This window comes from Paraburkholderia sp. EB58 (genome assembly GCF_050436665.1).
Classification (GTDB): domain Bacteria; phylum Pseudomonadota; class Gammaproteobacteria; order Burkholderiales; family Burkholderiaceae; genus Paraburkholderia.
The window spans coordinates 13,641-37,268 of the sequence record NZ_JBNDMQ010000011.1; the positions used below are offsets into that span (position 1 = coordinate 13,641).

22 protein-coding genes are annotated in these 23,628 nt (G+C 62.1%); 13 read left to right on the plus strand and 9 right to left on the minus strand.

All coding sequences use genetic code 11. The features are described 5' to 3' along the window. Positions 1 to 76 precede the first annotated feature (76 nt). Together selD and P3T40_RS17725 are read left to right on the plus strand one after the other, a co-directional pair. Positions 77 to 1,141, plus strand: a complete 1,065-nt coding sequence (selD, locus tag P3T40_RS17720; RefSeq protein WP_429269029.1) for a selenide, water dikinase SelD — start codon at positions 77 to 79, stop codon at positions 1,139 to 1,141. 9 nt (positions 1,142 to 1,150) lie between these two features. Continuing rightward, positions 1,151 to 2,083, plus strand: a complete 933-nt coding sequence (locus tag P3T40_RS17725) for a cation diffusion facilitator family transporter (protein WP_429269232.1) — start codon at positions 1,151 to 1,153, stop codon at positions 2,081 to 2,083. A gap of 56 nt (positions 2,084 to 2,139) precedes the next feature. Here the strand turns inward: P3T40_RS17725 and P3T40_RS17730 are convergent, their stop codons facing one another. Beyond that, positions 2,140 to 3,120: an aldo/keto reductase gene (locus P3T40_RS17730; RefSeq protein ID WP_429269030.1), complete on the minus strand. Its 981-nt coding sequence runs from the start codon at positions 3,118 to 3,120 to the stop codon at positions 2,140 to 2,142. 245 nt (positions 3,121 to 3,365) lie between these two features. Between P3T40_RS17730 and P3T40_RS17735 the strand changes: the two genes are divergently transcribed. Further along, positions 3,366 to 4,436 (plus strand): purine-nucleoside phosphorylase, encoded by a 1,071-nt coding sequence (locus P3T40_RS17735; RefSeq protein ID WP_429269031.1) that lies wholly within the window; start codon positions 3,366 to 3,368, stop codon positions 4,434 to 4,436. Between the two features lie 162 nt (positions 4,437 to 4,598). On the opposite strand, the gene P3T40_RS17740 is transcribed toward P3T40_RS17735, so the two are convergent. Together P3T40_RS17740 and P3T40_RS17745 are read right to left on the minus strand one after the other, a co-directional pair. Further along, positions 4,599 to 4,907, minus strand: coding sequence for a DUF4148 domain-containing protein (locus tag P3T40_RS17740; protein WP_429269032.1), 309 nt, complete (start codon positions 4,905 to 4,907; stop codon positions 4,599 to 4,601). 181 nt (positions 4,908 to 5,088) lie between these two features. Beyond that, positions 5,089 to 6,093 carry a LysR family transcriptional regulator gene (locus P3T40_RS17745; RefSeq protein WP_429269033.1) on the minus strand — a complete coding sequence of 335 codons (1,005 nt, stop codon included), beginning with the start codon at positions 6,091 to 6,093 and terminating at the stop codon, positions 5,089 to 5,091. A 193-nt stretch (positions 6,094 to 6,286) separates the two neighbouring features. Here P3T40_RS17745 and P3T40_RS17750 point away from each other — a divergent pair, with 193 nt between their 5' ends. The 6 genes from P3T40_RS17750 to P3T40_RS17775 all read left to right on the plus strand — a co-directional run bounded on the left by P3T40_RS17750 (position 6,287) and on the right by P3T40_RS17775 (position 16,108). Further along, entirely contained in the window at positions 6,287 to 7,153 is an 867-nt protein-coding gene (locus P3T40_RS17750; RefSeq protein WP_429269034.1) for an alpha/beta hydrolase, read from the plus strand. Positions 7,154 to 7,197: 44 nt separating this feature from the next. Beyond that, positions 7,198 to 8,418 carry an efflux RND transporter periplasmic adaptor subunit gene (locus tag P3T40_RS17755; protein ID WP_429269035.1) on the plus strand — a complete coding sequence of 407 codons (1,221 nt, stop codon included), beginning with the start codon at positions 7,198 to 7,200 and terminating at the stop codon, positions 8,416 to 8,418. 64 nt (positions 8,419 to 8,482) lie between these two features. After that, the gene (locus P3T40_RS17760) at positions 8,483 to 11,668 is read left to right on the plus strand and encodes an efflux RND transporter permease subunit (protein WP_429269036.1); all 3,186 of its coding nucleotides are present in this window, start codon (positions 8,483 to 8,485) and stop codon (positions 11,666 to 11,668) included. Between the two features lie 11 nt (positions 11,669 to 11,679). Then, positions 11,680 to 13,263 carry an efflux transporter outer membrane subunit gene (locus P3T40_RS17765; protein ID WP_429269037.1) on the plus strand — a complete coding sequence of 528 codons (1,584 nt, stop codon included), beginning with the start codon at positions 11,680 to 11,682 and terminating at the stop codon, positions 13,261 to 13,263. Between the two features lie 255 nt (positions 13,264 to 13,518). Beyond that, the gene (locus tag P3T40_RS17770) at positions 13,519 to 14,721 is read left to right on the plus strand and encodes an acyl-CoA dehydrogenase family protein (protein ID WP_429269038.1); all 1,203 of its coding nucleotides are present in this window, start codon (positions 13,519 to 13,521) and stop codon (positions 14,719 to 14,721) included. 61 nt (positions 14,722 to 14,782) lie between these two features. Next, positions 14,783 to 16,108, plus strand: coding sequence for an Nramp family divalent metal transporter (locus P3T40_RS17775; RefSeq protein WP_429269039.1), 1,326 nt, complete (start codon positions 14,783 to 14,785; stop codon positions 16,106 to 16,108). Between the two features lie 206 nt (positions 16,109 to 16,314). Here P3T40_RS17775 and flhC read toward each other — a convergent pair whose 3' ends face one another. The 5 genes from flhC to P3T40_RS17800 all read right to left on the minus strand — a co-directional run bounded on the left by flhC (position 16,315) and on the right by P3T40_RS17800 (position 20,010). Beyond that, complete coding sequence (gene flhC / locus P3T40_RS17780; RefSeq protein ID WP_429269040.1) at positions 16,315 to 16,896, minus strand: flagellar transcriptional regulator FlhC; 582 nt, start codon at positions 16,894 to 16,896, stop codon at positions 16,315 to 16,317. 13 nt (positions 16,897 to 16,909) lie between these two features. Further along, entirely contained in the window at positions 16,910 to 17,230 is a 321-nt protein-coding gene (gene flhD / locus P3T40_RS17785; protein WP_144159765.1) for a flagellar transcriptional regulator FlhD, read from the minus strand. 744 nt (positions 17,231 to 17,974) lie between these two features. Further along, positions 17,975 to 18,502, minus strand: coding sequence for a GNAT family N-acetyltransferase (locus P3T40_RS17790; RefSeq protein WP_429269041.1), 528 nt, complete (start codon positions 18,500 to 18,502; stop codon positions 17,975 to 17,977). A 96-nt stretch (positions 18,503 to 18,598) separates the two neighbouring features. Beyond that, on the minus strand, positions 18,599 to 19,471 hold the full coding sequence (locus P3T40_RS17795; RefSeq protein ID WP_429269042.1) for a helix-turn-helix domain-containing protein: 873 nt from the start codon (positions 19,469 to 19,471) through the stop codon (positions 18,599 to 18,601). A 137-nt stretch (positions 19,472 to 19,608) separates the two neighbouring features. Continuing rightward, entirely contained in the window at positions 19,609 to 20,010 is a 402-nt protein-coding gene (locus P3T40_RS17800; protein ID WP_429269043.1) for a type II toxin-antitoxin system HicB family antitoxin, read from the minus strand. 254 nt (positions 20,011 to 20,264) lie between these two features. Here P3T40_RS17800 and P3T40_RS17805 point away from each other — a divergent pair, with 254 nt between their 5' ends. The 4 genes from P3T40_RS17805 to P3T40_RS17820 all read left to right on the plus strand — a co-directional run bounded on the left by P3T40_RS17805 (position 20,265) and on the right by P3T40_RS17820 (position 22,607). Then, positions 20,265 to 20,633, plus strand: coding sequence for a nuclear transport factor 2 family protein (locus P3T40_RS17805; protein ID WP_429269044.1), 369 nt, complete (start codon positions 20,265 to 20,267; stop codon positions 20,631 to 20,633). Between the two features lie 54 nt (positions 20,634 to 20,687). Beyond that, positions 20,688 to 20,969 (plus strand): hypothetical protein, encoded by a 282-nt coding sequence (locus P3T40_RS17810; protein ID WP_429269045.1) that lies wholly within the window; start codon positions 20,688 to 20,690, stop codon positions 20,967 to 20,969. A 335-nt stretch (positions 20,970 to 21,304) separates the two neighbouring features. Continuing rightward, a complete protein-coding gene (locus P3T40_RS17815; protein WP_429269046.1) occupies positions 21,305 to 21,613 on the plus strand; it encodes a DUF3876 domain-containing protein in 309 nt (102 codons plus the stop codon). Between the two features lie 115 nt (positions 21,614 to 21,728). Then, complete coding sequence (locus tag P3T40_RS17820) at positions 21,729 to 22,607, plus strand: cytochrome c oxidase assembly protein (protein WP_429269047.1); 879 nt, start codon at positions 21,729 to 21,731, stop codon at positions 22,605 to 22,607. A 156-nt stretch (positions 22,608 to 22,763) separates the two neighbouring features. Here P3T40_RS17820 and P3T40_RS17825 read toward each other — a convergent pair whose 3' ends face one another. After that, positions 22,764 to 23,627, minus strand: a complete 864-nt coding sequence (locus P3T40_RS17825; RefSeq protein ID WP_429269048.1) for an amidohydrolase family protein — start codon at positions 23,625 to 23,627, stop codon at positions 22,764 to 22,766. Position 23,628: the final 1 nt, after the last annotated feature.

Consider the following 23,628-nt stretch of genomic DNA (forward strand, 5'->3'; position numbering starts at 1 on the left):
GGCCAAGGATTGCCCATAATGCTAACTATTGCCTTCCATCTTCAACACACACCTGATAACAGCGCCCCGACCTGCCATGACCGATCACGTTGCTTCGAATCCAGCTGTGCCGCGCCTCACGAGTCTCTCGCACGGCGGCGGCTGTGACTGCAAGATTGCGCCCGGCGTCCTCGCCGACCTGCTCAAGCGCAGCGTGCCGCTGCCGGCCTTTCCCGACCTGCTGGTCGGCACGGAAACCGCCGACGATGCAGCCGTCTACCGCCTGAACGACGAGCAGGCCATTATCGCCACCACGGACTTTTTCATGCCGATCGTCGACGATCCGTACGACTTCGGCCGCATTGCCGCGACCAATGCGCTGTCCGACGTCTATGCAATGGGCGGCAAGCCGATTCTCGCGCTGGCGCTGGTCGGCATGCCGATCAACGTTTTGCCGCACGATGTGATCGCGGCCATACTGCGCGGTGGCGAAGATGTGTGCACGCAGGCAGGCATTCCGGTAGCGGGCGGTCATTCCATCGATTCCGTCGAGCCGATTTACGGTCTCGCTGCGCTGGGCGTGGTTCATCCGCAGCGTATCAAACGCAACGCGTCGGCTCGGGCCGGCGATGTGCTGGTGCTCGGCAAGCCGCTGGGCGTGGGCGTGTTGTCCGCGGCGCTAAAGAAGAACCAGCTCGACGACGCGGGCTATGCCGCGATGATCGCCAATACCACCAAGCTCAATCGTCCGGGTACGGACCTCGCCGCCTTGCCGGGCGTGCATGCGCTGACCGACGTCACGGGCTTCGGCCTGCTCGGGCACACGCTGGAGCTGGCGCGCGGCGCGGGCTTGAGCGCCCATTTGCGCTACGCCGATCTGCCCTGGCTCGCCGGTGTCGAAGCGTTCGCGGCGGCAGGCGTAATCACCGGGGCGTCGGGGCGCAACTGGGCTTCATACGGCGAGAGCATTGGTTTGCGCGCTGGGCTGCCAGAGATTGCTCAAGCGTTGCTGACCGATCCGCAAACCTCGGGTGGCCTGCTGGTGGCCTGTGCGCCCGATACCGTCGACGACGTGCTGGCGATTTTCCGCGCCGACGGCTTCGATAGCGCGACGGTGATCGGCGAAATGCGCGACGGCGCGCCGCGTGTCGAGGTCGCGTAAATGACGGAGATGAAAGAGGAATCGCCAAAGGCCATTTTTTACGCGCTCGCCGCCAACCTTGGGATTGCAGTGTGCAAGTTTGCCGCTGCGATCTTCTCGCAGTCCGGCTCGATGTTCGCCGAGGCGATTCACTCGACTGCGGACTGCGGCAACCAGCTTCTGCTGCTATTCGGTTTGCGTGAGGCGCGCAGGCCGCCGAGCCCGCTGCATCCGATGGGCGCGGGTCGCGAGATCAATTTCTATTCGCTGCTGGTGGCGTTGCTGCTGTTCTTCGTCGGCGGAGCGTTTTCCGTGTATGAGGGCGTGCACCGCCTGTTTGAGCGCGAGCCGTTATCGCATGCGTACGTGGCGTTGATCGTGCTGGGTATCTCCGTGGTGCTCGAATCGTTGTCGCTCGCCGGCGCGGTCAAGGAGATTCGCAAGACGCATCCGGACAAGTCCATGTGGCGCTGGTTTCGCGAAACGCGCGAATCGGATCTGCTGGTGGTCGCGGGCGAGGACATTGCGGCATTGTTCGGCCTCGCCATAGCCTTCGTTGCGGTGCTGCTGACGATGATCACCGGCAATCCGGCGTTCGACGCGCTCGGTTCGATTGGCGTCGGCCTGCTGCTGATGGTGATTGCGTGGCTGGTGGCGCGTGAGGTGAAGTCGATGATCGTCGGCGAATCGGCCGGCCCGGAAGTGCGGCGCGCCATTGAAGCGCATCTGCTGGCGCGTGTCGAAATCCGCAGCATCATCAATATGATCACGCTCCAGTGGGGCCGCGATGTGGTGGTCGCGGTGCAGGCGGAGATGATCGAGTATCACAGCGGCCGCGCGATGGTCGACGCCATCAACGTAGTGGAAGCCGACTTGCAGGCAACCTTCCCGCAGGTACGCTGGGTATTCTTCGAACCCGAAGTGCCGCGGGAGCAACGGGGTGGATCGCCACGAGTTCAGTGACGATCCCATGCCCCACGTTGATGAATTGACACGGCCCGTTATGCGCGGGGCAGCGTTTATTTGAATCCCGTCACCGCGTGCGGCACATACAGCTCCTCGAGCTGCTTCACTTCATCCGCGCTTAGCTTGAGCGAGAGCGCCGCAACGGCATCGTCCAGATGCTGCGCTTTGGTTGCGCCAACAATCGGCGCGCTAATCACGCTCTTTTGCAGCACCCACGCCAGTGCGACCTGAGCGCGCGGCACGCCACGGCTGGCCGCAATTTCACCGACCCGTTCGACGATGCGTCGGTCCGCGTCTTCGGTCTGCGCATACAGCGAGCGGCCGAATTCGTCGGTCTCCGAGCGTGCGCTGCTGGTGTTCCAGTCGCGCGTGAGCCGGCCACGTGCGAGCGGGCTCCATGGAATCACGCCAATTCCTTCGCTTTCGCACAGCGGCAGCATCTCGCGTTCTTCTTCGCGATACAGCAGGTTCACGTAATTCTGCATCGTCACAAAGCGGGTCCAACCGTGCTGCTCGGCCACATGCAGCGCCTTCGAAAACTGCCACGCATACATTGACGATGCGCCGATGTAACGCGCCTTGCCGGCCTTCACGACATCGTGCAACGCTTCCATGGTTTCTTCGATCGGCGTGGCGTAGTCCCAGCGGTGGATCTGATACAGGTCGACGTAGTCGGTGCCGAGACGCTTCAGGCTCGCGTCGATTTCCGCCATGATGGCCTTGCGCGACAGGCCCATGCCATTGGGACCGGCGTGCATGCGGCCGTGGACCTTGGTCGCAAGCACGATCTCGTCGCGCTTGGCCATGTCTTTCAAGGCACGGCCGACAATCTCTTCACTGGTGCCGTCGGAGTAGACGTTAGCCGTATCGAAGAAGTTGATACCGTGATCGAGCGCCTGCTTGATGAACGGACGCGAGTCGGTTTCGCTGAGCGTCCACGCATGGTTGCCGCGATCGGACGCGCCGTAGCTCATGCAGCCGAGGCAAAGTCGGGAGACATCGAGGCCAGTGCGGCCCAGTTTCACATAGTCCATGGTCGTGCTCCTGTGAGTGATCCAGATTGCAGATTGCAGATCGCGCAAATAAACGCGACCTCGATAATCGGGGGTGATGCAATGGCATTGATCAGCCAATGCGCATACCGTGTTGAAGCATATTCGATATTGGCGCAGACTTCACGGGCCGAGGGGCGGACTCGATCTACCTGAGCTTTAGCCGGATCCGCCCCGCGGGCAGTAAAGCCCTCCCAATCCGCATAACAGAAAAAGGACGGACACCGATGCTGACTCGTATTCTTGCGGCAAGCGCCGCATTGACCTTTGCGGCGTGCGCGGCTGTCTCGACAGCCCCGGCGCGGGCCGATGACGATGCCACGGCGCAGAGTGCCGACGCTTCACACGGACGCCCGGTCAAGGTGATGATCATTTCGATGTTCGGCCCCGAAGGGCAGGTCTGGCTCGATCATCTCGGCCCCTGGCAGACGATTCCGGTTGATGGCCTGTCGCCCGATTATCCCGCGGTTAACTGCAACAAGCAGGACGTGTGTGTGATGACCACCGGCATGGGGCATGCGAACGCCGCCGCGTCGATCATGGCGCTGACGTTCTCGCAACGCTTCGATCTGCGGCACACGTATTTCATGGTGGCGGGTATTGCCGGCATCGATCCGATGCGCGGCACGGTGGGGTCGGCAGCGTGGGCGAAGTATCTGGTGGACTTCGGCATCCAGTGGGAAATCGACGGCCGCGAAATTCCCCCTAACTGGAACACGGGGTATCTCGGCATCAATACGCAGAACCCCACGCAGAAGCCGCCGCTCGACTATCGTACGGAAGTGTTCCAGCTCAATCCGCAACTCGCCGACGCTGCGTTTGCGCTCTCGCGCAACGTCACGCTCACGGATAACGCGCAGGCGCAAGCTGCCCGTGCCCGCTACGGCTACGCGCCGGCCGACTTGCCGCCGACAGTTATCCAGTGCGATACGCTCGCGGGCGACACGTGGTGGTCCGGCACACTGCTCGGCGAGCGCGCGCGTGATTGGACAAAGATTCTGACCGATGGCAAAGGCGTGTATTGCACGACGCAGCAGGAAGACAACGCGACCTATGAAGCGCTCACGCGCGCAGCCAGCGTGCATCGTGTGGACCTGAACCGCGTGGCCGTGCTGCGCGCCGGATCGGATTTCGACCGGCCGTATGCGGGCCAGACGAGCGCCGACAACCTGCTGAACTACGCGGCGCAAGGCGGCTTCACGATTGCGATCAGCAACCTGTTTCTCGCCGGCAATCCGCTGGTGCAGCAGATTGTGACCCACTGGAGCCAGTGGCGTGAGGGCGTGCCACAGCAATAAGATGCGCAAAGCGCGCGCTCGACGATCTGCGATCGCGGCGCGCGCCAGCTGCACGTGTCAGCTAGTTACTGCTGCGACGGACGGAACGGAATCCACACAGGGGTATCGCTATTCCAGTGGTCGAGTTCTGATGGGCTCATGATGTGCTCCTGCGATCTTTAATTATTCACCGCGCGCAAGGCTCGTCGTGCCTTCGCCGTTTTGGCCTTCGGCTGCAAAACGTGCGGCTTGCCGCTGACCTTGGAGACTCAGGTTCGGATAGGTGGGCTTGTTCAGCGAAGGCAGCGTGCCGTTGTGATAGGCCGTGGCGATTTCCGCCTTGACGTCCGCACGCGTAACCTGGCTCGGGCCCACCGACGTCGGACCATAGCCGTAGGTGCCGGCATGCCCGATTCCGCCGCCACCCTCTGCGAAGGCTGGCGCGCTAACGGCGAGAGAGAGAACAACTGCTGCGAAGAGACTGCGTTTCATGATCCACTCCTGTCGATTCGTTTGCAGCACCAGGCAAGCGCTGCGACAGGGTGAAATGTAGGCTTCGTCGATCCGCGGATAAATCGTCGTTGAGCGAAATGAATTGTCGTGGATTCAGAACAATCGCGGCACAGGGGCCGCGATTGCCTTTCTTCTGACGTTTTTCAAATTGCGGGGCGGATCAGGCAACCCACTCCGTGATCACCGGCGTATCGAGTACCGGCGCGGATTCACGCTGCTCGAAGGTGCGCTTCGAGCAAGGCGTGTCGAGACTGCAGCGGCCGCTCAGCAACGGGCAGCGGTCGAATAACTCCGCAATCCAGTCGACGAACACACGTACCTTCGGCGACAGATGGCGGCTGTGAGGATAGACCGCCGAAATCGGCATGGGCAAGGGTTTGAGCTCGGGCAGCACCTCCACCAGTTGGCCCGACTGCAGGTGCGGCAGCACCATGAAGAGGGCCGGCTGGATCAGGCCGAAGCCCTCGAGACCGCAGGTGACATAGGCGTCCGCGTCATTGACCGACACCGTGCCCTTCATTTTCACCTCGATTTCCTTGCCGTCCACCTTGAAGGACCAGTCAATCACGCGCCCCGTGCGGCTCGAAAAATAATTTACGGCACTGTGCGACTCGAGGTCTTCGAGCGTGTGCGGCATGCCGTATTTCTGCAGATATTCCGGCGCCGCGCACGTCACCCCTTCGAAGATGCCAATCCGGCGCGCCACCAGCGACGAATCCTGCAGCGCGCCGACCCGTACCACGCAATCGACACCTTCTTGCAGCAGATCGACCGGGCGGTCAGTCAAGCCGAGCTGCAGGTCGATATCCGGGTAGCGAGTGTGGAATTCACACAGAGAAGGGATCACGAGCAACCGGCCAATCGCACCTGGCATGTCGATGCGCAGCTTGCCATGCGGCTTCTTGTTGCCGCTCTGGAAACTGGCTTCGGTCTCCTCGACGTCCGCGAGAATGCGCACGCAGCGTTCGTAGTACGCGGCGCCGTCCGGCGTGAGCGACAGGCGGCGCGTCGTGCGATGCATGAGCCGCGTGCCGAGGAACGATTCGAGGTTCTGGATGATGGTGGTGACCGAGGCGCGCGGCAGATCGAGCGTTTCCGCAGCACGCGTGAAGCTGTTCGTGTCTACGACACGAGTGAACACCTGCATGGCCTGGAGACGGTCCATGGCTAACCTCCAAAAGGGGCTGGCGGCGCGCAATGCCAATCGAATGGGCAGGTATTAGTCCGGATTGACCGGGACGCGAATTCGATTGTTTGGGCGTGCCGAATTGTGTTGCCGGATTATAGGCATTTATTTAGGAGTCTGCCGAACGCACAATTCCCACCATTCCAGTTATGAGGCTTTTGCGCTGTTCGACATGAATGCAATCAAACCGCCGTACTCCTCCTTTATGCCGTCTGACGTTGCGCAGGCGGCGGATGTATCGTCGGCACGCGCGGCACTCGACGTGACCGACGTGACGATCGAGGGGCACGCGCAGGACATCACATTGCGTCTGTATCGTCCGGCTGGCAAAAGTGCACTGCCAGTACTGCTTTATTTTCACGGCGGTGGCTTTGTGCGCGGCTCGCTCGACGAGGCCGACTTCGCCGCGCGCTATTTTGCAGAGCATTTACCGTCGCTCGTCGTCTCGGTCGGTTATTCGCTCGCGCCGCAGTTTCCGTTTCCCGCGGCGCCCGAAGATGCGCACCGCGCGGCGCTGTGGGTGCAAACGCGCGCACGGGCGTTCGGCGGCAATACCAAGCATATTGGTGTAGCGGGACACGACGCGGGCGGCCAGCTTGCCAATTGTCTCGCGTTCATCGCGCGTGACCGCGGCGACGTCCGCATCGGCGCTCAGGCGCTGTTCGGGCCAATGCTGGACCCAAGCCTGACGCGCCTTGGCGACGAACAGCGGCTCGGCTCCGATATCACCGCAAAGGAGTGCGCTGCCTGCTATCGCGCGTATCTGCCGCAAGCTTCGCAACGCATGCATCCGTATGCCGCACCGCTCGAATCGTCGCGTCTGGCGGGTTTGCCCGCCACGCTGATTGCCACCGCGCAAAACGACGTGCTGCACGTCGAAGCGGAGAAATATGCCGGCAACCTGATAGGGGCAGGTGTGCTGACCCAGGTGGTGCGCTATCCGAGCGTTTCGCATGCCGCGCTGGCTGACCATCCCGCCGCGTTGCAGGAGGCGGTGCGCTTCTTTCAGTGGCGTTTCGATGCGCGCGCCCACCGGTAAACCCATTTCCAATCCAACTAACTAACAAAACTCGGGAGCTGTTCATGTCTATTTTCTCTACTAAGCGCCATCGTCTGTCGCTAGCCGTTCTGACTGTTGTCGTGATTGCCGGGCTCGGCACGTTCGGCGCGATTCGCGTCGACGCGAGTGCGCCCGCCCAGGCCGCGCCGACCATCGTGCCGGAAGTGGACGTGGCGGCGGTGATCCAGAAGACCATCACCGACTGGCAAACCTATTCGGGGCGCCTCGAAGCGGTCGAGAAGGTCGCGGTGCGTCCGCAGGTCTCGGGCACGATCGTGTCGGTGAATTTCAAGGACGGCGCGCTCGTGAAGAAGGGCGACACGCTGTTCGTGATCGATCCGCGTCCGTACCAGGCTGAAGTGGACCGCGCTGCCGCGCAACTGGCCGCAGCGCAAGCGCAAGCGGGCTATACGCAAAGCGACTGGGAGCGTGCGCAACGCCTGATCGGCGATAACGCCATCGCCAAGCGCGACTACGACGAGAAGCAGAACGCCGCGCGCGGCGCGAGTGCGAACGTCAAGGCCGCGCAGGCAGCGCTCGAAACCGCGCAGATCAACCTTGGCTACACGAAGGTTGTCGCGCCAGTGGCGGGTCGCGTTTCGCGCGCTGAAATCACCGTGGGCAACGTGGTCTCTGCTGGTGCAGGCTCGCCGGCGCTGACGACGCTGGTGTCGGTGTCGCCGATCTATGCCTCGTTCGATGCGGATGAGCAGACCTATCTGCAATACATCGGCCGCGAGAAGGACGGCACCAAGGTGCCGGTCCAACTCGGGCTCGCCGATGAGTCGGGTTATTCGCGCACCGGTGTGATCGATTCGGTCGACAACCAGCTCGATACCTCGTCCGGCACGATTCGCGTGCGTGCGCGCTTCGACAATCAGGACGGCACGCTGATTCCGGGTCTCTATGCCCGTATCAAGGTAAGCGGCAGCGCGCCGCATCCGGCGCTGCTGATCGACGATGCCGCGGTCGGCACCGATCAGGACAAGAAGTTTGTGTTCGTGGTCGACAAGAGCGATCAGGTGGTTTACCGCGAGGTGCAGATCGGCGCGATGCAGGGCAATTTGCGCGTCGTCAAATCAGGCCTGCAGAACGGTGACCGGATCGTCGTCAACGGTACGCAGCGTGTACGTCCGGGCGAGACGGTGCGTGCTCACGCCGTGCCGATGAACGGCGACGACGATGCGGACAGCGCGTCGGTGGCACAGACGCAGGGGCGTGCGAAAACGCAGAAGAACTCGTGAGCCCAGTGCTTAACGGTTGCTTCTTGCGCGCCGCTTCCCAGCGCTTCAATTTCAAGAGCCTCTCATGAACATATCCAAATTCTTCATCGACCGGCCGATCTTTGCGGGCGTGCTATCGGTCCTGATCCTGCTGGCGGGCGTCATTTCGCTCTTCAAGCTGCCGATCTCCGAGTACCCCGAAGTCGTGCCGCCCTCGGTGGTGGTGCATGCGCAGTATCCGGGCGCAAACCCGAAGGTGATCGCCGAAGCGGTCGCTTCGCCTCTCGAAGAGCAGATCAACGGCGTCGAAAACATGCTGTATATGCAGTCGCAAGCGAATAGCGACGGCAATCTGACGCTGACGGTGACGTTCAAGCTCGGCACCAATCCGGACCTCGCGACGCAACTCGTGCAGAACCGCGTCAACCAGGCGCTGCCGCGTCTGCCGGAAGACGTGCAGCGTCTCGGCGTCACGACCATCAAAAGCTCGCCGACGCTGACGATGGTGGTCCACCTGATCTCGCCGAACAACCAGTACGACATGACGTACCTGCGCAACTACGCGGTGCTCAACGTCAAGGACCGGTTGGAGCGGATTCAGGGCGTGGGCGAAGTGCAGTTGTGGGGCTCGGGCGACTACGCGATGCGCGTGTGGCTCGATCCGCAAAAGGTGGCGCAGCGCGGCCTGACGGCAACTGACGTGGTCAACGCGATCCGCGAGCAGAACATCCAGGTGGCAGCGGGCGTGGTGGGTGGTTCGCCGTCGGTGCCGGGCACACAATTGCAGTTGTCGGTGAATGCGCGTGGCCGTCTGCAGACCACGGGTGAGTTTGGCGACATCGTCGTCAAGACCGCGCCGGATGGTGGCGTGACCTATCTGCGCGACGTCGCGCGTATCGAACTCGCAGCGTCGGAATACGGCCTGCGTTCGCTGCTGGACAACAAGTCGGCGGTGGCGCTCGCAATCAACCAGGCACCGGGCGCAAACTCGCTCGCGATCTCGGACCAGGTTCGCGCGGAGATGAAGGAACTGAAGGAAGACATGCCGGCGGGTGTGGACTACAAGATTGTCTATGACCCGACGCAGTTCGTTCGCTCCAGTATCGAGGCGGTGATTCACACGCTGCTCGAAGCGATTGCGCTGGTGGTGATCGTCGTGATCGTGTTCCTGCAAACGTGGCGCGCGTCGATCATCCCGTTGATCGCCGTGCCGGTGTCGATCGTTGGTACGTTCTCCTTGCTGCTCGCGTTCGGCTTCTCGATCAATGCACTGTCGCTGTTCGGGATGGTGCTGGCAATCGGGATTGTGGTCGACGATGCGATCGTGGTCGTGGAAAACGTCGAACGGAACATCGAAAGCGGGCTCAGTGCACGTGATGCGACGTATAAGGCCATGCAGGAAGTGAGCGGGCCGATTATCGCCATTGCGCTGACGCTGGTCGCCGTGTTCGTGCCGCTCGCGTTCATGACGGGTCTTACGGGCCAGTTCTACAAGCAGTTCGCAATGACCATTGCGATCTCGACGGTGATCTCCGCCTTCAACTCGTTGACGCTGTCGCCGGCTCTGTCTGCCATGCTGCTGCGCAGCCATGGCGAGAAGCCGGACTTCCTGACGCGTGTGATGAACCGTCTGCTGGGCCGCTTTTTCAAGGGCTTCAACAAGGTGTTTCATCGCGGTTCGACCGCATACGGTAGTGGCGTAAAGGGTGTGCTGCGCCGCAAGGGCGGCATGCTGGCGATCTACGCGATCCTGCTGGGCGCGACGGTGTTGATCACGCGTATCGTGCCGGGCGGCTTCGTGCCGGCGCAGGACAAGGAATACCTGATCGCGTTTGCGCAGTTGCCGAACGGTGCCTCGCTCGACCGCACCGAGAAAGTGATCCGCGATATGAGCGCGATTGCCCTGAAACAACCGGGTGTCGAAAGCGCGGTGGCCTTCCCGGGTCTGTCGGTGAATGGCTTCACCAATAGCTCGAGCGCCGGCATTGTGTTCGTCACGCTCAAGCCGTTCAAGGATCGCGGCAACAAGGCGCTTTCCGCCGGTGCGATTGCAGGTGCATTGAACCAGCAGTATGGCGCGATCAAGGATTCGTTCGTGGCCGTGTTCCCGCCGCCGCCGGTGTTGGGTCTCGGTACGCTGGGCGGCTTCAAGATGCAGCTGGAGGATCACGGTGCGCTCGGTTATGCCGAGTTGAACAAGGCAACGGAAGCGTTCATCAAGAAGGCAGCGACGACGCCCGAACTGGGGCCGACGTTCTCGAGCTATCAGATCAACGTGCCGCAGCTGAACGTAGATCTGGACCGCGTCAAGGCCAAGCAACTCGGTGTGCCGGTGACGGATGTGTTCGATACGATGCAGATCTATATGGGCTCGTTGTATGTGAACGACTTCAACCGCTTTGGCCGTGTGTACCAGGTGCGGGTGCAGGCCGACGCGCCGTTCCGTCAGCGTGCTGAAGACATCGGGCAACTGAAGACGCGCAATAGCGCTGGCGAAATGGTGCCGCTGTCGTCGCTGGTGACGGTGACGCCGACCTTCGGTCCGGAAATGGTGGTGCGCTACAACGGCTATACGGCTGCCGACATCAACGGTGGACCGGCACCGGGTTTCTCGTCGGGCCAGGCACAGGCCGCGGCGGAACGCGTGGCGGCTGAAACCTTGCCGCGTGGCGTGAAGCTCGAATGGACCGACCTGACGTATCAGCAGATCATCGCCGGCAATGCGGGCATGTGGGTGTTTCCGATCAGCGTGCTGCTGGTGTTCCTGGTGCTGGCTGCGCTCTATGAAAGCCTGACGCTGCCGCTCGCGGTGATCCTGATCGTGCCGATGAGCTTGCTGTCTGCGTTGACCGGGGTCTGGCTCACGCACGGTGATAACAACATCTTCACGCAGATCGGCTTGATGGTGCTGGTGGGATTGGCCTCGAAGAACGCGATTCTGATCGTCGAGTTCGCTCGCGAACTTGAACACGACGGACATTCGCCGCTGTCGGCGGCCATCGAAGCGAGCCGCATGCGCTTGCGCCCGATCCTGATGACGTCGATCGCTTTCATCATGGGTGTGGTGCCGCTGGTGCTGTCGAGCGGGGCGGGCTCGGAGATGCGTCACGCGATGGGGATCGCGGTGTTCTTCGGCATGCTGGGTGTGACGCTGTTCGGTCTGATGCTGACCCCTGTGTTCTATGTGGTGCTGCGTACGCTTGCTGGCGGCAAGATTCACGTCGCGCAAAAAGACTCGCCGCACTACGCGTTGCCGGTCACGGACGCTTGAGGAGAAAAACAATGAAACGGTTTGAATCATTACCTGGGTGGGGCCGGGCGGCAGCCAGCGCTTTGCTGATGGCACTGCTCGCGGCCTGCTCGGTGGAGCCGACCTATAAGCGTCCGGACGTCGACACGTCGGCGGCGTTCAAGGAAGCGCCGGTGATCTCGGCGCAGGACGCGGGCACGTGGAAGCCCGCTCAGCCAGCGGATGACGCGCATCGCGGCGAATGGTGGCGCATCTTTGGCGACCCGACGTTGAACGATCTGGAACAGCAAGCTGCAGCGGCCAACCAGGATCTGAAGGCAGCGGCGGCACGCGTGCAGCAGTCGCGGGCGTCGTTGCAGGCGGCACGTTCCGACTGGTTCCCGAAGCTCGATGCGGGTTTTGGCCCGACGCGCGAAACCTTGTCGTCGGCCTCGCAGTTCCTGCCGCAGAGCAGTGGTCCGGAAACCACGACGCTGTGGCGCGCACAGGGCACCGTGTCGTACGAAACGGATCTGTTCGGGCGGGTCGGTTCGAATGTGAATGCGAGCCAGGCGGATTCGCAGCAGAGCGAAGCATTGTTCCGTTCGGTGCAGCTTGCACTGCAGGCGGATGTTGCTCAGAACTACTTCCAGTTGCGCGAGCTCGATACGGATCAAGACCTGTATCGTCAGACGGTTGCGTTGCGTGAAAACACGCTCAAGCTGATCCAGCGACGTTTCAACGAAGGCGATATCAGCGAACTGGATCTGGCGCAGGCGCGCAACGAACTGGCGAGCGCCCGAGCGGATGCAGTGGGTGTAGCGCGTCAACGCGCTGCGTCCGAGCATAGCCTCGCGATCCTCCTCGGCAAGGCGCCGGCGAACTTCTCGTTCCCGGAAACGCCACTCGCGCCGGTGACGGCGCGCGTGCCGCCGGGGCTGCCGTCGGCGTTGCTGGAACGCCGTCCGGACGTGGCGGCAGCCGAGCGCGCGATGGCAGCGGCCAATGCGCGAGTCGGGCTGGCGAAGTCGGCATTCTTCCCGAAGCTCGATATCACCGGTGCGGCGGGGTTTGAATCGGCCACATTGGGCGACCTGTTCATGTGGTCGAGCCGCACATTCCTGCTCGGGCCGTTTGCCGGTACTGCTTTGACGCTGCCGCTATTTGATGGCGGTCGTCGCAAGGCAAATCTGGCCCAGGCGCGCGGCAAGTACGACGAAGATGTGGCGCAGTATCGTCAGCAAGTGCTGGTGGCGTTCAAGGAAGTCGAAGACAACCTCTCCGATCTGCGACTGCTCGATGACCAGATAGAGGCTCAGGACGACGCGGTGAACGCCTCGCAACGTGCTTCGCATCTGTCGCAGACGCAGTATCAGGAAGGGCAGGTGAGCTATCTGGATGTGATCGATAGTGAGCGGCAAGTGTTGCAGACGCAGTTGCAGGCGAGCCATCTGGAAGGTACGCAGGCGGTGTCGACGGTCAATCTGATTCGCGCGCTTGGCGGTGGATGGGGTGATGCGCCGGCCTCGGATGCGCCCGTGGCGGCTGCACCGACGGCGGCTTCTGCGGCTACGGGTGCCGTTACTACTGCGGCTGCTGCTGTGAAGGATGCGCAGCAGCAGGTGGCGAAACAGTGAGCTGATGGGCAGTAGATAGTTGAGCGGCAAGGGGCGGCCAACAGGCTGCGCTCCTTGCCGCATTTCGTTGTGCATTTCCCCGCGTCCACGACCTCCGCGTTTGGCGTACCGTTGCCCCGTTCATCCCTGTCCTGCGTGCGGCATCGCTGCGTGTCACGGGGGCATATCGCTTTTCTCACTTTCCTTTCCAAAATCCGTTTGTAGACCGCTGGTTTTCAGCGGTCTATCATTGTCCGCTTGTCATCTGGAGACTCCATGAACGAACCGGGCCATCCAGCGTCGTTCGACCGGCAAGCGTCATCGGCGCTTGGCGATCTGACCAGCCTGCTCGACGCGCTGCGCGCCACCGCAGCCGAGCGCGATCGCGACGGCGGCCATGCCGCGCAGGAAAAACAGTGGATCGCGGATGCGGGCCTGCTCACGCTTGCCGTGCCGCGCGAGTTCGGCGGCGCCGGTGTGCCCTGGCCCACGATCTACGAAACGATTCGCGCCATTGCTCGTGTAGACAGCGCACTCGCCCACCTGCTTGGCTTCCAGTGCCTGCAAGTGGTGAGCGTCGACGTGTGGGGTAATCAGGCGCAACGGGCCCGTTATCTGCGCGGTACCGTCGAAGCTCGCTGGTGGTGGGGCAACGCCGTCAATCCGCTCGACACCCGACTGGTTGCAACCGCAACCACCGACGGTGGCTTCCGGCTCAACGGTCAAAAAGGTTTTTGCTCCGGCACGCGCGGCTCGCAGATGATGACCGTGTCGGCCCATGACCCGCAAACCGGCAAGCCGATTTTCGCGGTCGTGCCGACCACGCGTGATGGCATCACCGTCAACGAAGACTGGAATCCGATTGGCCAGCGGCAGACCGATAGCGGCACCGTGTCGTTTGCTCAAGTGAAGATCGAAGCGGACGAAGTTCTGCACCGCTCTGAGACCCCGCCCACACCTCACGCCACGTTACGCACGCTTGTCTCGCAACTGGTGTTGACCAACCTGTTCGTCGGCATTGCGCAGGGGGCGCTGGAAGAAGCGCGCCGCTACGTGAACCAGAATGGGCGGCCCTGGATCACTTCGGGGGTCGAGAAAGCGACTGACGACCCGTATCTGATCCAGCGCTTTGGCGAGATGCGTCTGCAGACGGTAAGCGCGGAAGCGTTGACCGAGCGCGCCGCGCAGACGCTCGAGAATGCCTGGCAGAAGGGCGCGGCACTCACAGCCGAAGAACGGGCGCATGTGGCGCTTGCCACCTCGGAAGCGAAGATTCTCGCGCATCGGGCGGCGCTCGATGTCAGCCAGAACCTGTTCGACGCCTGCGGTGCACGCGCCACTCACGCGCCGCTCGCACTGGATCGATTCTGGCGCAACGCCCGCGTCCATACGCTGCACGATCCGCTCGATTACCGCGTGCGCGACGTCGGACGCTACGCGCTTAGTGGAACATTGCCGGACGTTTCTTTGTACACTTGAGGTCGACTGCGGCGCCCGAAGCTGGGCGCCGCTGCTACGTCTACCTCAAGAGGGCACCGGCTTGTTCAATCTACCGACTACCGCTACCGCACCGTTCTGCCCGTCCGAGGTGCAGGGCACGGTCGCCGTCCCGCAGGGCGCGCCCTTATGGAAGCGGATACTGCAGTTCGCGGGCCCTGGTCTGCTGATTTCGATCGGCTACATGGACCCAGGCAACTGGGCCACCGACATCGAAGCCGGCTCACGTTACGGTTATAGCCTGCTGTTCGTGGTGGTGCTGTCGAGTCTCGCGGCAATGGCGCTGCAGTGCCTGAGCATGCGGCTCGGCATAGCGACCGGACAGGATCTCGCGCAACTGTCGCGCAGCCGCTATTCGCCGGCGGTCGCCCGCGTGCAATGGCTGCTTGCCGAAGTCTCGATCATTGCCTGCGACCTCGCCGAAGTCCTCGGCGGCGCGCTCGCGTTTCATTTGCTCTTCAAGTGCTCGCTGACCACCGGCGTGATCTTGACGGCGTTCGATACGCTGATCGTGCTGGGCCTCAAGGGCAAGAATTTCCGCGACCTCGAAGCGATCATTCTCGGGCTGATCGCCACCATCGGCATCGGCTACATCGTGCAACTGGTGCTCGTGCATCCGCACTGGCCGTCCGTGATGGAGGGGCTCGTGCCGTCGTGGCACGCCATCAGCGCGCGCGAGCCGCTCTACCTGTCAATCGGCATCCTTGGCGCGACGGTGATGCCGCACAACCTGTATCTGCATTCGTCGATCGTGCAAACCCGGGCCGTCAAGCGCGATTCGCGCAGCATCGCGTCGGCTATCAACCTGTCGCGTCTCGATACGATCGTCTCGCTGGTGATCGCACTGCTGATTAACGCGGCAATCCTGATTCTCGCGGCGGCCGCGTTCAATGCCACCGGGCACAACCAGGTCACGGAAATCGAGGACGCCTACCGGCTGCTCGCCCCGATCGTCGGCACCGGCTTTGCGGCCGTTCTGTTTGCCATCACGCTGCTCGCGTCCGGACAAAGTTCGACGTTTACCGGCACCGTCGCCGGGCAGGTCATCATGGAAGGCTTTTTAAAGCTGAAGATTCCCTGCTGGCAGCGCCGCTTCATCACCCGTGCCCTGGCGCTGATTCCTGCCTTGATCGGCGTGCAGACGCTGGGCAACGGCGCGGTCGGCACGCTGCTGGTCGCAAGCCAGGTGGTGTTGAGCCTGCAACTGCCATTTGCGCTCTATCCGCTGATCCGCATGACCAACGACCGTTCGCTGATGGGCGAATTCGCGAATCGTCTGCCAACCCGGCTGCTCGCGTGGGCGCTGTTCGTCGTGATTACGGCGGCGAATCTCTGGCTGGTGGTGCAGACGGTGGGCTGGCTGGGCTGAGTGCGCGATTCCGGTGATGGAGCGCGGCGATAGGATAGCGGTGAGGATGAGCATGCGCTACCAGAGGCGGGAACAACCTCTGGCGGTCACAGTGATGCTGCGTGTGAACGGTGCCGCTCGAATGGGCCGGGTGACCGGCATGACGAGCCATGCGAACCGTTAGCAGGGAAGCCCGTGAGAAATGAGCCAACCGGACAACAGTCGGCTCAGGCGGCTTCTGCGATCTGCGTAGCTTCGAGCGCTTCTTGCGCTTCCAGCTTGGCCGCGGCGGCGGCCTTCTTGGTCTTGCCGGCGCGCGAGGGCGGCTGGCAGGCACCACATACGACGTTGTGCTGCAAGTCGTGCTTGTGCGCGACGAACTTGCCGGTGCAGCGGCAGCACGGCGTCAGTTGCAGGATGTCGGCGTCGAAGAAGCGTACCAGCGTCCACGCGCGCGTCAGATCCAGCACCGGTTCCGTGTCGCTGTGCTTGCAGTGTTCCAGATACAGCCGGTAACCCTTCGTCAGCGCGTCCAGATGCGAACAACGCGCTTCCTTCTTGAGGAACAGGTACGTGTTGTAGAACAGCGATGCGTGGATGTTGGCCAGCCACGTCATGTACCAGTCCGCCGAGAACGGCAACATGCCCTTGGGCGGCGAAACGCCCTTCACCTCGCGATAGAGGCGAATCATGCGGTCGCGCGACAGCGTCAATTCGCTCTCGAGCACCTGCATGCGCGCACCGAGCTCGATCAGCGCGATGGCGCGAAATACTTCCTGTGCGTCTTCCGTCAGGCTTCGCTTGAGCATCGCAGTCACCTCGTTAAGCGAATTGCTCTGCTGGCTGGCCTGCAAGCAGGATAGCCGCATGGGTCGGCGACACTTCAGCGTGCTTGGTCGTTTGCGTCAACGCCGACAACATGGCGTGGTCGTTGAAACGGAAAAAGCACAGAAGCTGATCGGAAGAGGCCAGTTTGACGATTTGCGCGAGCGACAGCCCGGCAAGCAAATCGGCCAATTCCGACGACAGGCCCAAGCGGAACATTCCGACAGGCTTGTCCTCGCGCAACATACGTTGTGCGAGCATGATGTAAGACAAATTGATCTCGCGGATAGATTCCCGCGTCTCGCTGCTACGGTCCATTTTTTCTGTTTCCGAAGCCCCGAATTGCTATGTCGGCTTTTTTGCGCCGTTATGCTTTTTGTGCCTAGCCGGACACTGATGACCTCCGGCTACATTCACTTCTTGATACCGGTCCTGACTCTTTGATACAAGGTGTTACAACTCGTAACACCTTGGAAGCAATTGTATGAAGTGGATTTCAGGAAATCAATACCTTCTCAAAAAAATATCTCACAAAAATACAACATTTTCCGGTAACTCTTTCATGGTCCCGTAATACGAGCTTCGTCGCCGGCTCCCGGGCGTGCGCGAATGCCGCCCCAGAGGCTTCCGGCCTAGCGGAGCGGCCTTCTGGAGAATGATCTGAGGAAATTGCTTTGATCGCCCTGTGATTACCCTAATAGGCAAATCAAATGGAAAGCTAAAAGAAAGGATTGGGAATTTTCAGTAACAAATACTGCCCGCCATAAGACTTAGGAAACAAATGAGGATGTAACACATTGGTGCAGCCCCAGTTACAAACTCCGGGGCGTTTGTAACGTCATACGTTTGAGCAGCTTCCACCCTTCGTTCGGTTGGTCGAGGAGGCCGCGGCCCATGGCGCATATAGGGGCTGATGACGTGTTTGCGCGACGTGTTTGCCTCGGGCGATATGAGGTTCCTTACGACGCGGCCAAGCTGCCTGACACAAGGATCCTGCTAGAGGGGTGGATATGACAACTTGATACTGGACGGCCGTCACAGCGGGCACGGCAGACGCAGTTGTCAGATGAACCGTGCCATCAGGTCCGCATCATTGAACGCCCCGTCAACGCATAGCCCCTCGATTTCCCGTCCATAGCAACGAAAGCCGGCGGATTCATAGAGATGGCGTGCCGCGTCGTTTTTGCTGGCGACGACCAGCTGGATCTGCCGCAGGCCAGCCACGCGTTCGGCGCGCGCCAGCAGTTCGGTGAGCAGCGCTCGTCCCACGCCGCGACCGGCAGCTTCGGGCGCGACGTACATGCCGACTACCGACGCCTTGTGCCGTTCCTTGAGCCGCTGGTTTCGCGCGAGTCCCACCGCGCCGATCAGCGGTTGATCCGCTGCCGCGAACGCCCCGAGCACGAAATCGCCTTCAGCCGCCTGGGCGCCTTGCAGCTTTGCGTCGTATTGCTCCGGGCCTTTCTGGAGTGCTTCCTGATGGCTCTGACTGAACGACTCGGGATGCGCCAGCAGGGCGCGCAGACGTAACTGGAAGAAAGCGTCACGATCGGCCGGGTTGAGTTGCCGGATCAGCGGGGCGCGCTCCATGGGGTGTCTCCGTACACAGGGGTTGGGGACTTCGCATCGTAACCGAGTGGTCGGGCTGCGACGCGTGGGCCGTTGGTTACCTATCAAGTACCCGTTTCACCCGTTTTCGTTTGCAGCTTGTGCGGCCTGGTCTTCGGCGTAAGCGCGAAGTGCTGCGGAGGTTTGCGGATCGGCGGGGAAGAACGCCTCGATTGCGAGTTCGGAGAGGGTGACGTCGACGGGCGTGCCGAATACGGTCGTCGTGCTGAAGAACGACAGTACGCCGAGCGGCGTACGAAGACGCAGCGGCACGGCGATCTGGCTGAGGACGGCGTTGCTGTCTTCCTCCGGGCTTTGGGCGCCAGGGGGCGTAGGATAGCCAGCCAGCTCGTCGCGCAGCGCAGCGAGCGTATCGTCGGCGCTGACCTCGACCTGCCGTTGCAGCCGCGCCAGCACATGCGCGCGCCACGCATGCCAGTTGACGATGGACGACGCAATGCCCTCCGGATGCAGGCTCAGGCGCAGCGCGTTGACCGGCGCTTCCAGCAACGCCGCGCTCGCTGCGCCGACCAACGGTGCGAGCGCACGATTGGCGGCGACGATCGTCCAATGCCGGTCGATCGCCAAGGCCGGATAGGGCTCGTGACCCTTCAATACCAGTTCCACCGCTTCGCGAGCGGCGCTCAGTTGCGGATCGGTCAACGGCCGCTCGCGAAACAGCGGCGCGTAGCCGGCCGCGACCAGCAGCGTGTTGCGGGCGCGCAGCGGCACTTCGAGACGCTCGGCGAGGTGCATCACCATTTCGCGGCTCGGTAGCGCGCGGCCCGATTCGACGAAGCTCAGATGGCGGGTCGAGATGTCGGCTTCCGTCGCTAGTAACAACTGGCTCATCCGGCGCCGCTGCCGCCATTCGCGCAGCAATTCGCCGACGGTGCGGCTGGCCGACGGAATGCCCGGCGGGACGGCTTGGGGTAGGGAGAGGGTGCTCATGAAGGGATCATAGCCAACGCTGGTTGGGAATCCATTACCTGGGAGGTTATGGAGGGAGCGAATGAATGAAGGCTCTCTCCAACGGCGAGCCTTCAAGTGTCGCCCTTTGGCAACCCGCTTTGCCCGGCGTCCTGGCGTCAGTGATGTGCCAACGCTTCCAATGCAGCCCGCGCGAGAAAACCACTTCTGGTTTCGTGGCGCGCTTCGACGTAGGCATCGATCTTATGCAACACAAAGCGGGGCAGACTAATGTTGATTCTCTCGGGCTTTGAATCGAGCTTCGACAAATCGACACTCACCAAGGCCCAGATTGCCCCCGCATACTCGGGCTGTCCGGCCAGTTCTTCCACCGTAGAGCAGGTGAAACCGACCTCTTCACCGAGTTCTATCAGGGTTGAAACATGGCCCACAATCGCTTCTTTTGCATTTCTGATCGCTTCATCGATGGTGTCGCCCCAGGAGTGCACGCCCGGAATATCCGGCACGATCACCCCATAGACGCTCCCATCATCCTTATGGACTACGATGGGAAATTCCATATGCGTTCCTTTGTTGTCAAACTTCTCCGATATCCCGAAGGCAAAAACCGCCGGTCAGTCAAGACCAGCGGCTTTCAGGATGCTCTTTGTTGTCCCGATTGGCAGATCCTTTTCTTCCACCCCTCCGCCCCAATTCCATTACCTCCCCAGTAATCGACTCACAACGCTCCATCGCCGATTCTTCACTCCGAGCCCGCAGCAAACACACGGTTTGCCGAGCGTAGCGCTCACCCAAGTGATTGAAGGAATCTGTGATGAACGCCCATACCGACCTGATCGACCGCTATTTCGCCGCGTGGAACGAAACCGACACAGCGAGCCGTCGTGAACTGATCGCCGCCACCTGGAGCACAGACGCCGCGTATCTCGACCCGTTGCTCGCAGGCGACGGGCACGACGGGATCGACGCGATGATCCGCGCCGTCCACGAACGGTTCCCCCGCCACACCTTCCGCCGCACGACCGATGTGGACGGCTTCGCTAACCGCCTGCGTTTTTCGTGGGAACTGGCATCGCCCGACGGCGCGCCGATCGTCAAGGGGTCGGATTTCGGTGTCGTCGATACGAGCGGGCGCCTGCAGGCCGTGACCGGCTTCCTCGATGCCATGCCGGGCGCTGCCTGACACCCACTCCCACCACCTGAGGCCGCCGGCCTCCCCGCCGTCAAGGAGACGATCATGCACGAGCCCCGTGCCGCTGGTTTTACCGTGTCGCTCGCTTTCGCACGGGTGTTCAGCGCCTTCGACGCAGCCAGCACCGCCATTGCCGGTTTCGCACTGTTGGCCGGCACGCGGGCATTCACCTTCACCGCGCTGCTTGCGTGGCGTGAGCCCGTGCTGGGCGGCGCGGGGCTCGTGCTGCTCGGGTTAGTGGGCTGGCTGCGCTGGTGCTGCCGCAACAGCAGTTGGGCAGGCGGGCCGCGGTCAGGTCAACGCTGTCCTGATGCTGATGCCGCATAGCGAAGTCGTGGAGGAACAACTGCTCAGCGATCCAGTAGTCGGGGCGCCCTTACTTAGTAGCTCCTACCTGCTGGAGTTCAGGCCGCTGGCGTCGCTAACCGGGTTGTTGCGAACATCGAATAGGACTATTGTGCTCGCGAAGGGTCTGCGTGGCCGGACGCAGGGGCACACCCTCGATCTGCAATCGCGTGCATTCGCGAAGCAGCTCATCCCGGCAGGCGGTGCATACTCTGCTGGCGAATCGGCATCTCAGCTTTCTGGTGCCGCTTCGCAAGGCTGACTGACAAAACGATCATAAAACAGAGGGGAACCTCATGATACGGGGAAGTGTAGTGATGTTGACTGCCGTAGCGCTTCTTGTGCTCGGCGGCTGCGGGAACAAGGATGGCGACGAATTCGTCGGCAAATGGCACAGCACCAAGACCAGCCAGAGCGTCGAAATCACGAGGAACGACGACGGGTTTATCATCGCCAATACCACGGGCGGCGGCATGAAGGGAGCGGTGATTGCAGCCGCTTACCGGAACGGCGCGCTGGAGGTCAACACAGGCGGCGGGACGGAAAGCATTGCCTATGACAGGCAACACGACCTGATCGTACTGCCGACCATGGCGGGAGCCACGCCGTTCAGTCGGGCGAAGTGAGATTTTGCGGCCGGCGGTGGCTTTGCGAGGCACCTGCTAACATGCGAGTCTCCGGGCTTGGATCTTGGGACCATGGATCTGGCCGTGCAGCTCCGCCGTTACCGTTGAATTCGCCATGTCGCTGATTAGCCTGCTTGATCCGTGGGAGCCGTCGTTTACGCTCGTTGCTGTTTTCGTTGCCGTTGCGGTGCTGTTCGCGCGCGGTTCGCGCCGCATCCGCATCAGCGTTGTCCGGCAGGTGGCATTCTGGATCGGCCTCGGGCTGTTCTACATCGCGCTCCACACCCGGCTCGATTACTACGCCGAGCACCAATTCTTCGTCCATCGGCTCCAGCATCTGGTGCTGCACCATCTTGCGCCACTGATCCTGATGGCCGCCTATCCTGGCAGTGTGTTGCGCGCCGGTCTGCCGTTGCGCTGGCGCATCGTGCTGCGGCGCTGGCAACACACGAGGCCCGCACGGATCGTCGCGGCCGTCGTGCTGAACCCGGCTTTTATCTCGGTGGCCTTCGTCGTGTCGGTGGTCTTCTGGCTGATCCCGTCCGTCCAGTTCGTGGCGATGCTCGACTGGCGCATTTACACGTTCATGAACTGGTCGGTGGCGATAAGCGGGCTGTTGTACTGGTGGATGCTGCTTGACCACCGTCCCTGTCCGCCGAGCCGTACCCGGCCGGGCCTGCGGGTGCTCTCGCCGGTGATCACGATGACGCCGCAGATTCTGGTGGGCGCCGTCATCACCTTTTCCTCGCAAGATCTCTATCCGATCTTCACGTTATGCGGCCGTGCGTTCACCTCGGTGCCGCCCGCACTGGATCAAAGCCTCGGGGGCCTGATCATGTGGGTCCCGGCGGGCGTACTAGAAGCGATCGGCGCCATGATGGCGTTGCGCCACTTAATGCGCCTGTCCACCTTGCCGTCCCGTGTTCCGCCAAAGGCGAGACGGGGCGCTGCGCGGGGCGACGCCGGCACGCCCGCGGCCAAGGCCGCAAGTTAGCGGGCGAGCCGTCGTTTCGCCGGTCGAAGGGTGTCCTCGAGGACGGTCACACCTTCGCCAGCGCATGCCCATCCACACGGAAGATCGCTACGGCGTGCTTTAACGGTCGCTTGGTTGTGAGTAGCGAGAAGCGATTTTTATGTCTGGCGCTGCGCATCATACAAACTGAAAAAGCGCCGCGGGTGTATCGATGAGCACGGCGCGCAACTGATCCGGCTGGTTCACGAAGGCTTCCAGATGGTCGCGGGTTAGGCGTGCGTTTTGCACGTCTTCGAATTGCGTATGCGGCCAGTCCGTACCCCACACCAGACGCTCGACGCCAAATTCGCGCAGCAGCTCAGGCCAGGCACGGGCGGCTACCGCCAGCGCCGCGTCCGGATCATGCCGGTCTGGACTCACGCGATAGGCCCCCGACACCTTCACCCACACACGCCGGGTGGCGCCTAGCGAGAGCAGGCTGGCGAAGCCAGGATCGCCGACGCCAAGTGCCGGATCGAAGCGCCCAAAGTGATCGATGACGATGCGCACGCCGCTATTGAGCAAGGCAGGTGCGATTTCAGGGAGACGGTGTGCCTCGATCTGTACTTCGAGATGCCAGTTGAGCTCCACCATGCGCGCGAGAAACGCCGCCCAGACCGGATCGCCAAAGTCAGGTGATGCCGCGCCGATCAGGTTGGCGCGCACGCCGACCACACCGCGCGCATGCCACGCGTCGATTTGCCCGATATCGCGTGCGGGATCCACGACGACGATGCCACGTAATTGCGCGGGATACGCATCGAGACAGGACAACAGAAAGCCATTGTCGGTGCCGAGGAAACTCGGCTGCACCAGAACGCCATGCGATAGGCCGAGGCTCGCGAGCATCGCGCGATAGTCGTCGAGCGTCGCTTCATAGGAGGGCGCATAGCGCCGTCCAGCCGCAAGCGAAAGGCCGTGCACGAAGACGTGCGCATGGCTGTCGATGCCCGTGATCGGCAGTGCTGTACGGAGGGCGGGCGTACCGTTGGAGAGAGTCATT

What these genes read in the sequence shown, in the direction of transcription:
- selD (WP_429269029.1), top strand. Translation starts at nt 77, where the DNA reads ATGACCGATCACGTTGCTTCGAATCCAGCTGTGCCGCGCCTCACGAGT.
- P3T40_RS17725 (WP_429269232.1), top strand. Translation starts at nt 1,151, where the DNA reads ATGAAAGAGGAATCGCCAAAGGCCATTTTTTACGCGCTCGCCGCCAAC.
- P3T40_RS17730 (WP_429269030.1), bottom strand. Translation starts at nt 3,120, where the DNA reads ATGGACTATGTGAAACTGGGCCGCACTGGCCTCGATGTCTCCCGACTT.
- P3T40_RS17735 (WP_429269031.1), top strand. Translation starts at nt 3,366, where the DNA reads ATGCTGACTCGTATTCTTGCGGCAAGCGCCGCATTGACCTTTGCGGCG.
- P3T40_RS17740 (WP_429269032.1), bottom strand. Translation starts at nt 4,907, where the DNA reads ATGAAACGCAGTCTCTTCGCAGCAGTTGTTCTCTCTCTCGCCGTTAGC.
- P3T40_RS17745 (WP_429269033.1), bottom strand. Translation starts at nt 6,093, where the DNA reads ATGGACCGTCTCCAGGCCATGCAGGTGTTCACTCGTGTCGTAGACACG.
- P3T40_RS17750 (WP_429269034.1), top strand. Translation starts at nt 6,287, where the DNA reads ATGAATGCAATCAAACCGCCGTACTCCTCCTTTATGCCGTCTGACGTT.
- P3T40_RS17755 (WP_429269035.1), top strand. Translation starts at nt 7,198, where the DNA reads ATGTCTATTTTCTCTACTAAGCGCCATCGTCTGTCGCTAGCCGTTCTG.
- P3T40_RS17760 (WP_429269036.1), top strand. Translation starts at nt 8,483, where the DNA reads ATGAACATATCCAAATTCTTCATCGACCGGCCGATCTTTGCGGGCGTG.
- P3T40_RS17765 (WP_429269037.1), top strand. Translation starts at nt 11,680, where the DNA reads ATGAAACGGTTTGAATCATTACCTGGGTGGGGCCGGGCGGCAGCCAGC.
- P3T40_RS17770 (WP_429269038.1), top strand. Translation starts at nt 13,519, where the DNA reads ATGAACGAACCGGGCCATCCAGCGTCGTTCGACCGGCAAGCGTCATCG.
- flhC (WP_429269040.1), bottom strand. Translation starts at nt 16,896, where the DNA reads ATGCTCAAGCGAAGCCTGACGGAAGACGCACAGGAAGTATTTCGCGCC.
- flhD (WP_144159765.1), bottom strand. Translation starts at nt 17,230, where the DNA reads ATGGACCGTAGCAGCGAGACGCGGGAATCTATCCGCGAGATCAATTTG.
- P3T40_RS17790 (WP_429269041.1), bottom strand. Translation starts at nt 18,502, where the DNA reads ATGGAGCGCGCCCCGCTGATCCGGCAACTCAACCCGGCCGATCGTGAC.
- P3T40_RS17795 (WP_429269042.1), bottom strand. Translation starts at nt 19,471, where the DNA reads ATGAGCACCCTCTCCCTACCCCAAGCCGTCCCGCCGGGCATTCCGTCG.
- P3T40_RS17800 (WP_429269043.1), bottom strand. Translation starts at nt 20,010, where the DNA reads ATGGAATTTCCCATCGTAGTCCATAAGGATGATGGGAGCGTCTATGGG.
- P3T40_RS17805 (WP_429269044.1), top strand. Translation starts at nt 20,265, where the DNA reads ATGAACGCCCATACCGACCTGATCGACCGCTATTTCGCCGCGTGGAAC.
- P3T40_RS17810 (WP_429269045.1), top strand. Translation starts at nt 20,688, where the DNA reads ATGCACGAGCCCCGTGCCGCTGGTTTTACCGTGTCGCTCGCTTTCGCA.
- P3T40_RS17815 (WP_429269046.1), top strand. Translation starts at nt 21,305, where the DNA reads ATGTTGACTGCCGTAGCGCTTCTTGTGCTCGGCGGCTGCGGGAACAAG.
- P3T40_RS17820 (WP_429269047.1), top strand. Translation starts at nt 21,729, where the DNA reads ATGTCGCTGATTAGCCTGCTTGATCCGTGGGAGCCGTCGTTTACGCTC.
- P3T40_RS17825 (WP_429269048.1), bottom strand. Translation starts at nt 23,627, where the DNA reads ATGACTCTCTCCAACGGTACGCCCGCCCTCCGTACAGCACTGCCGATC.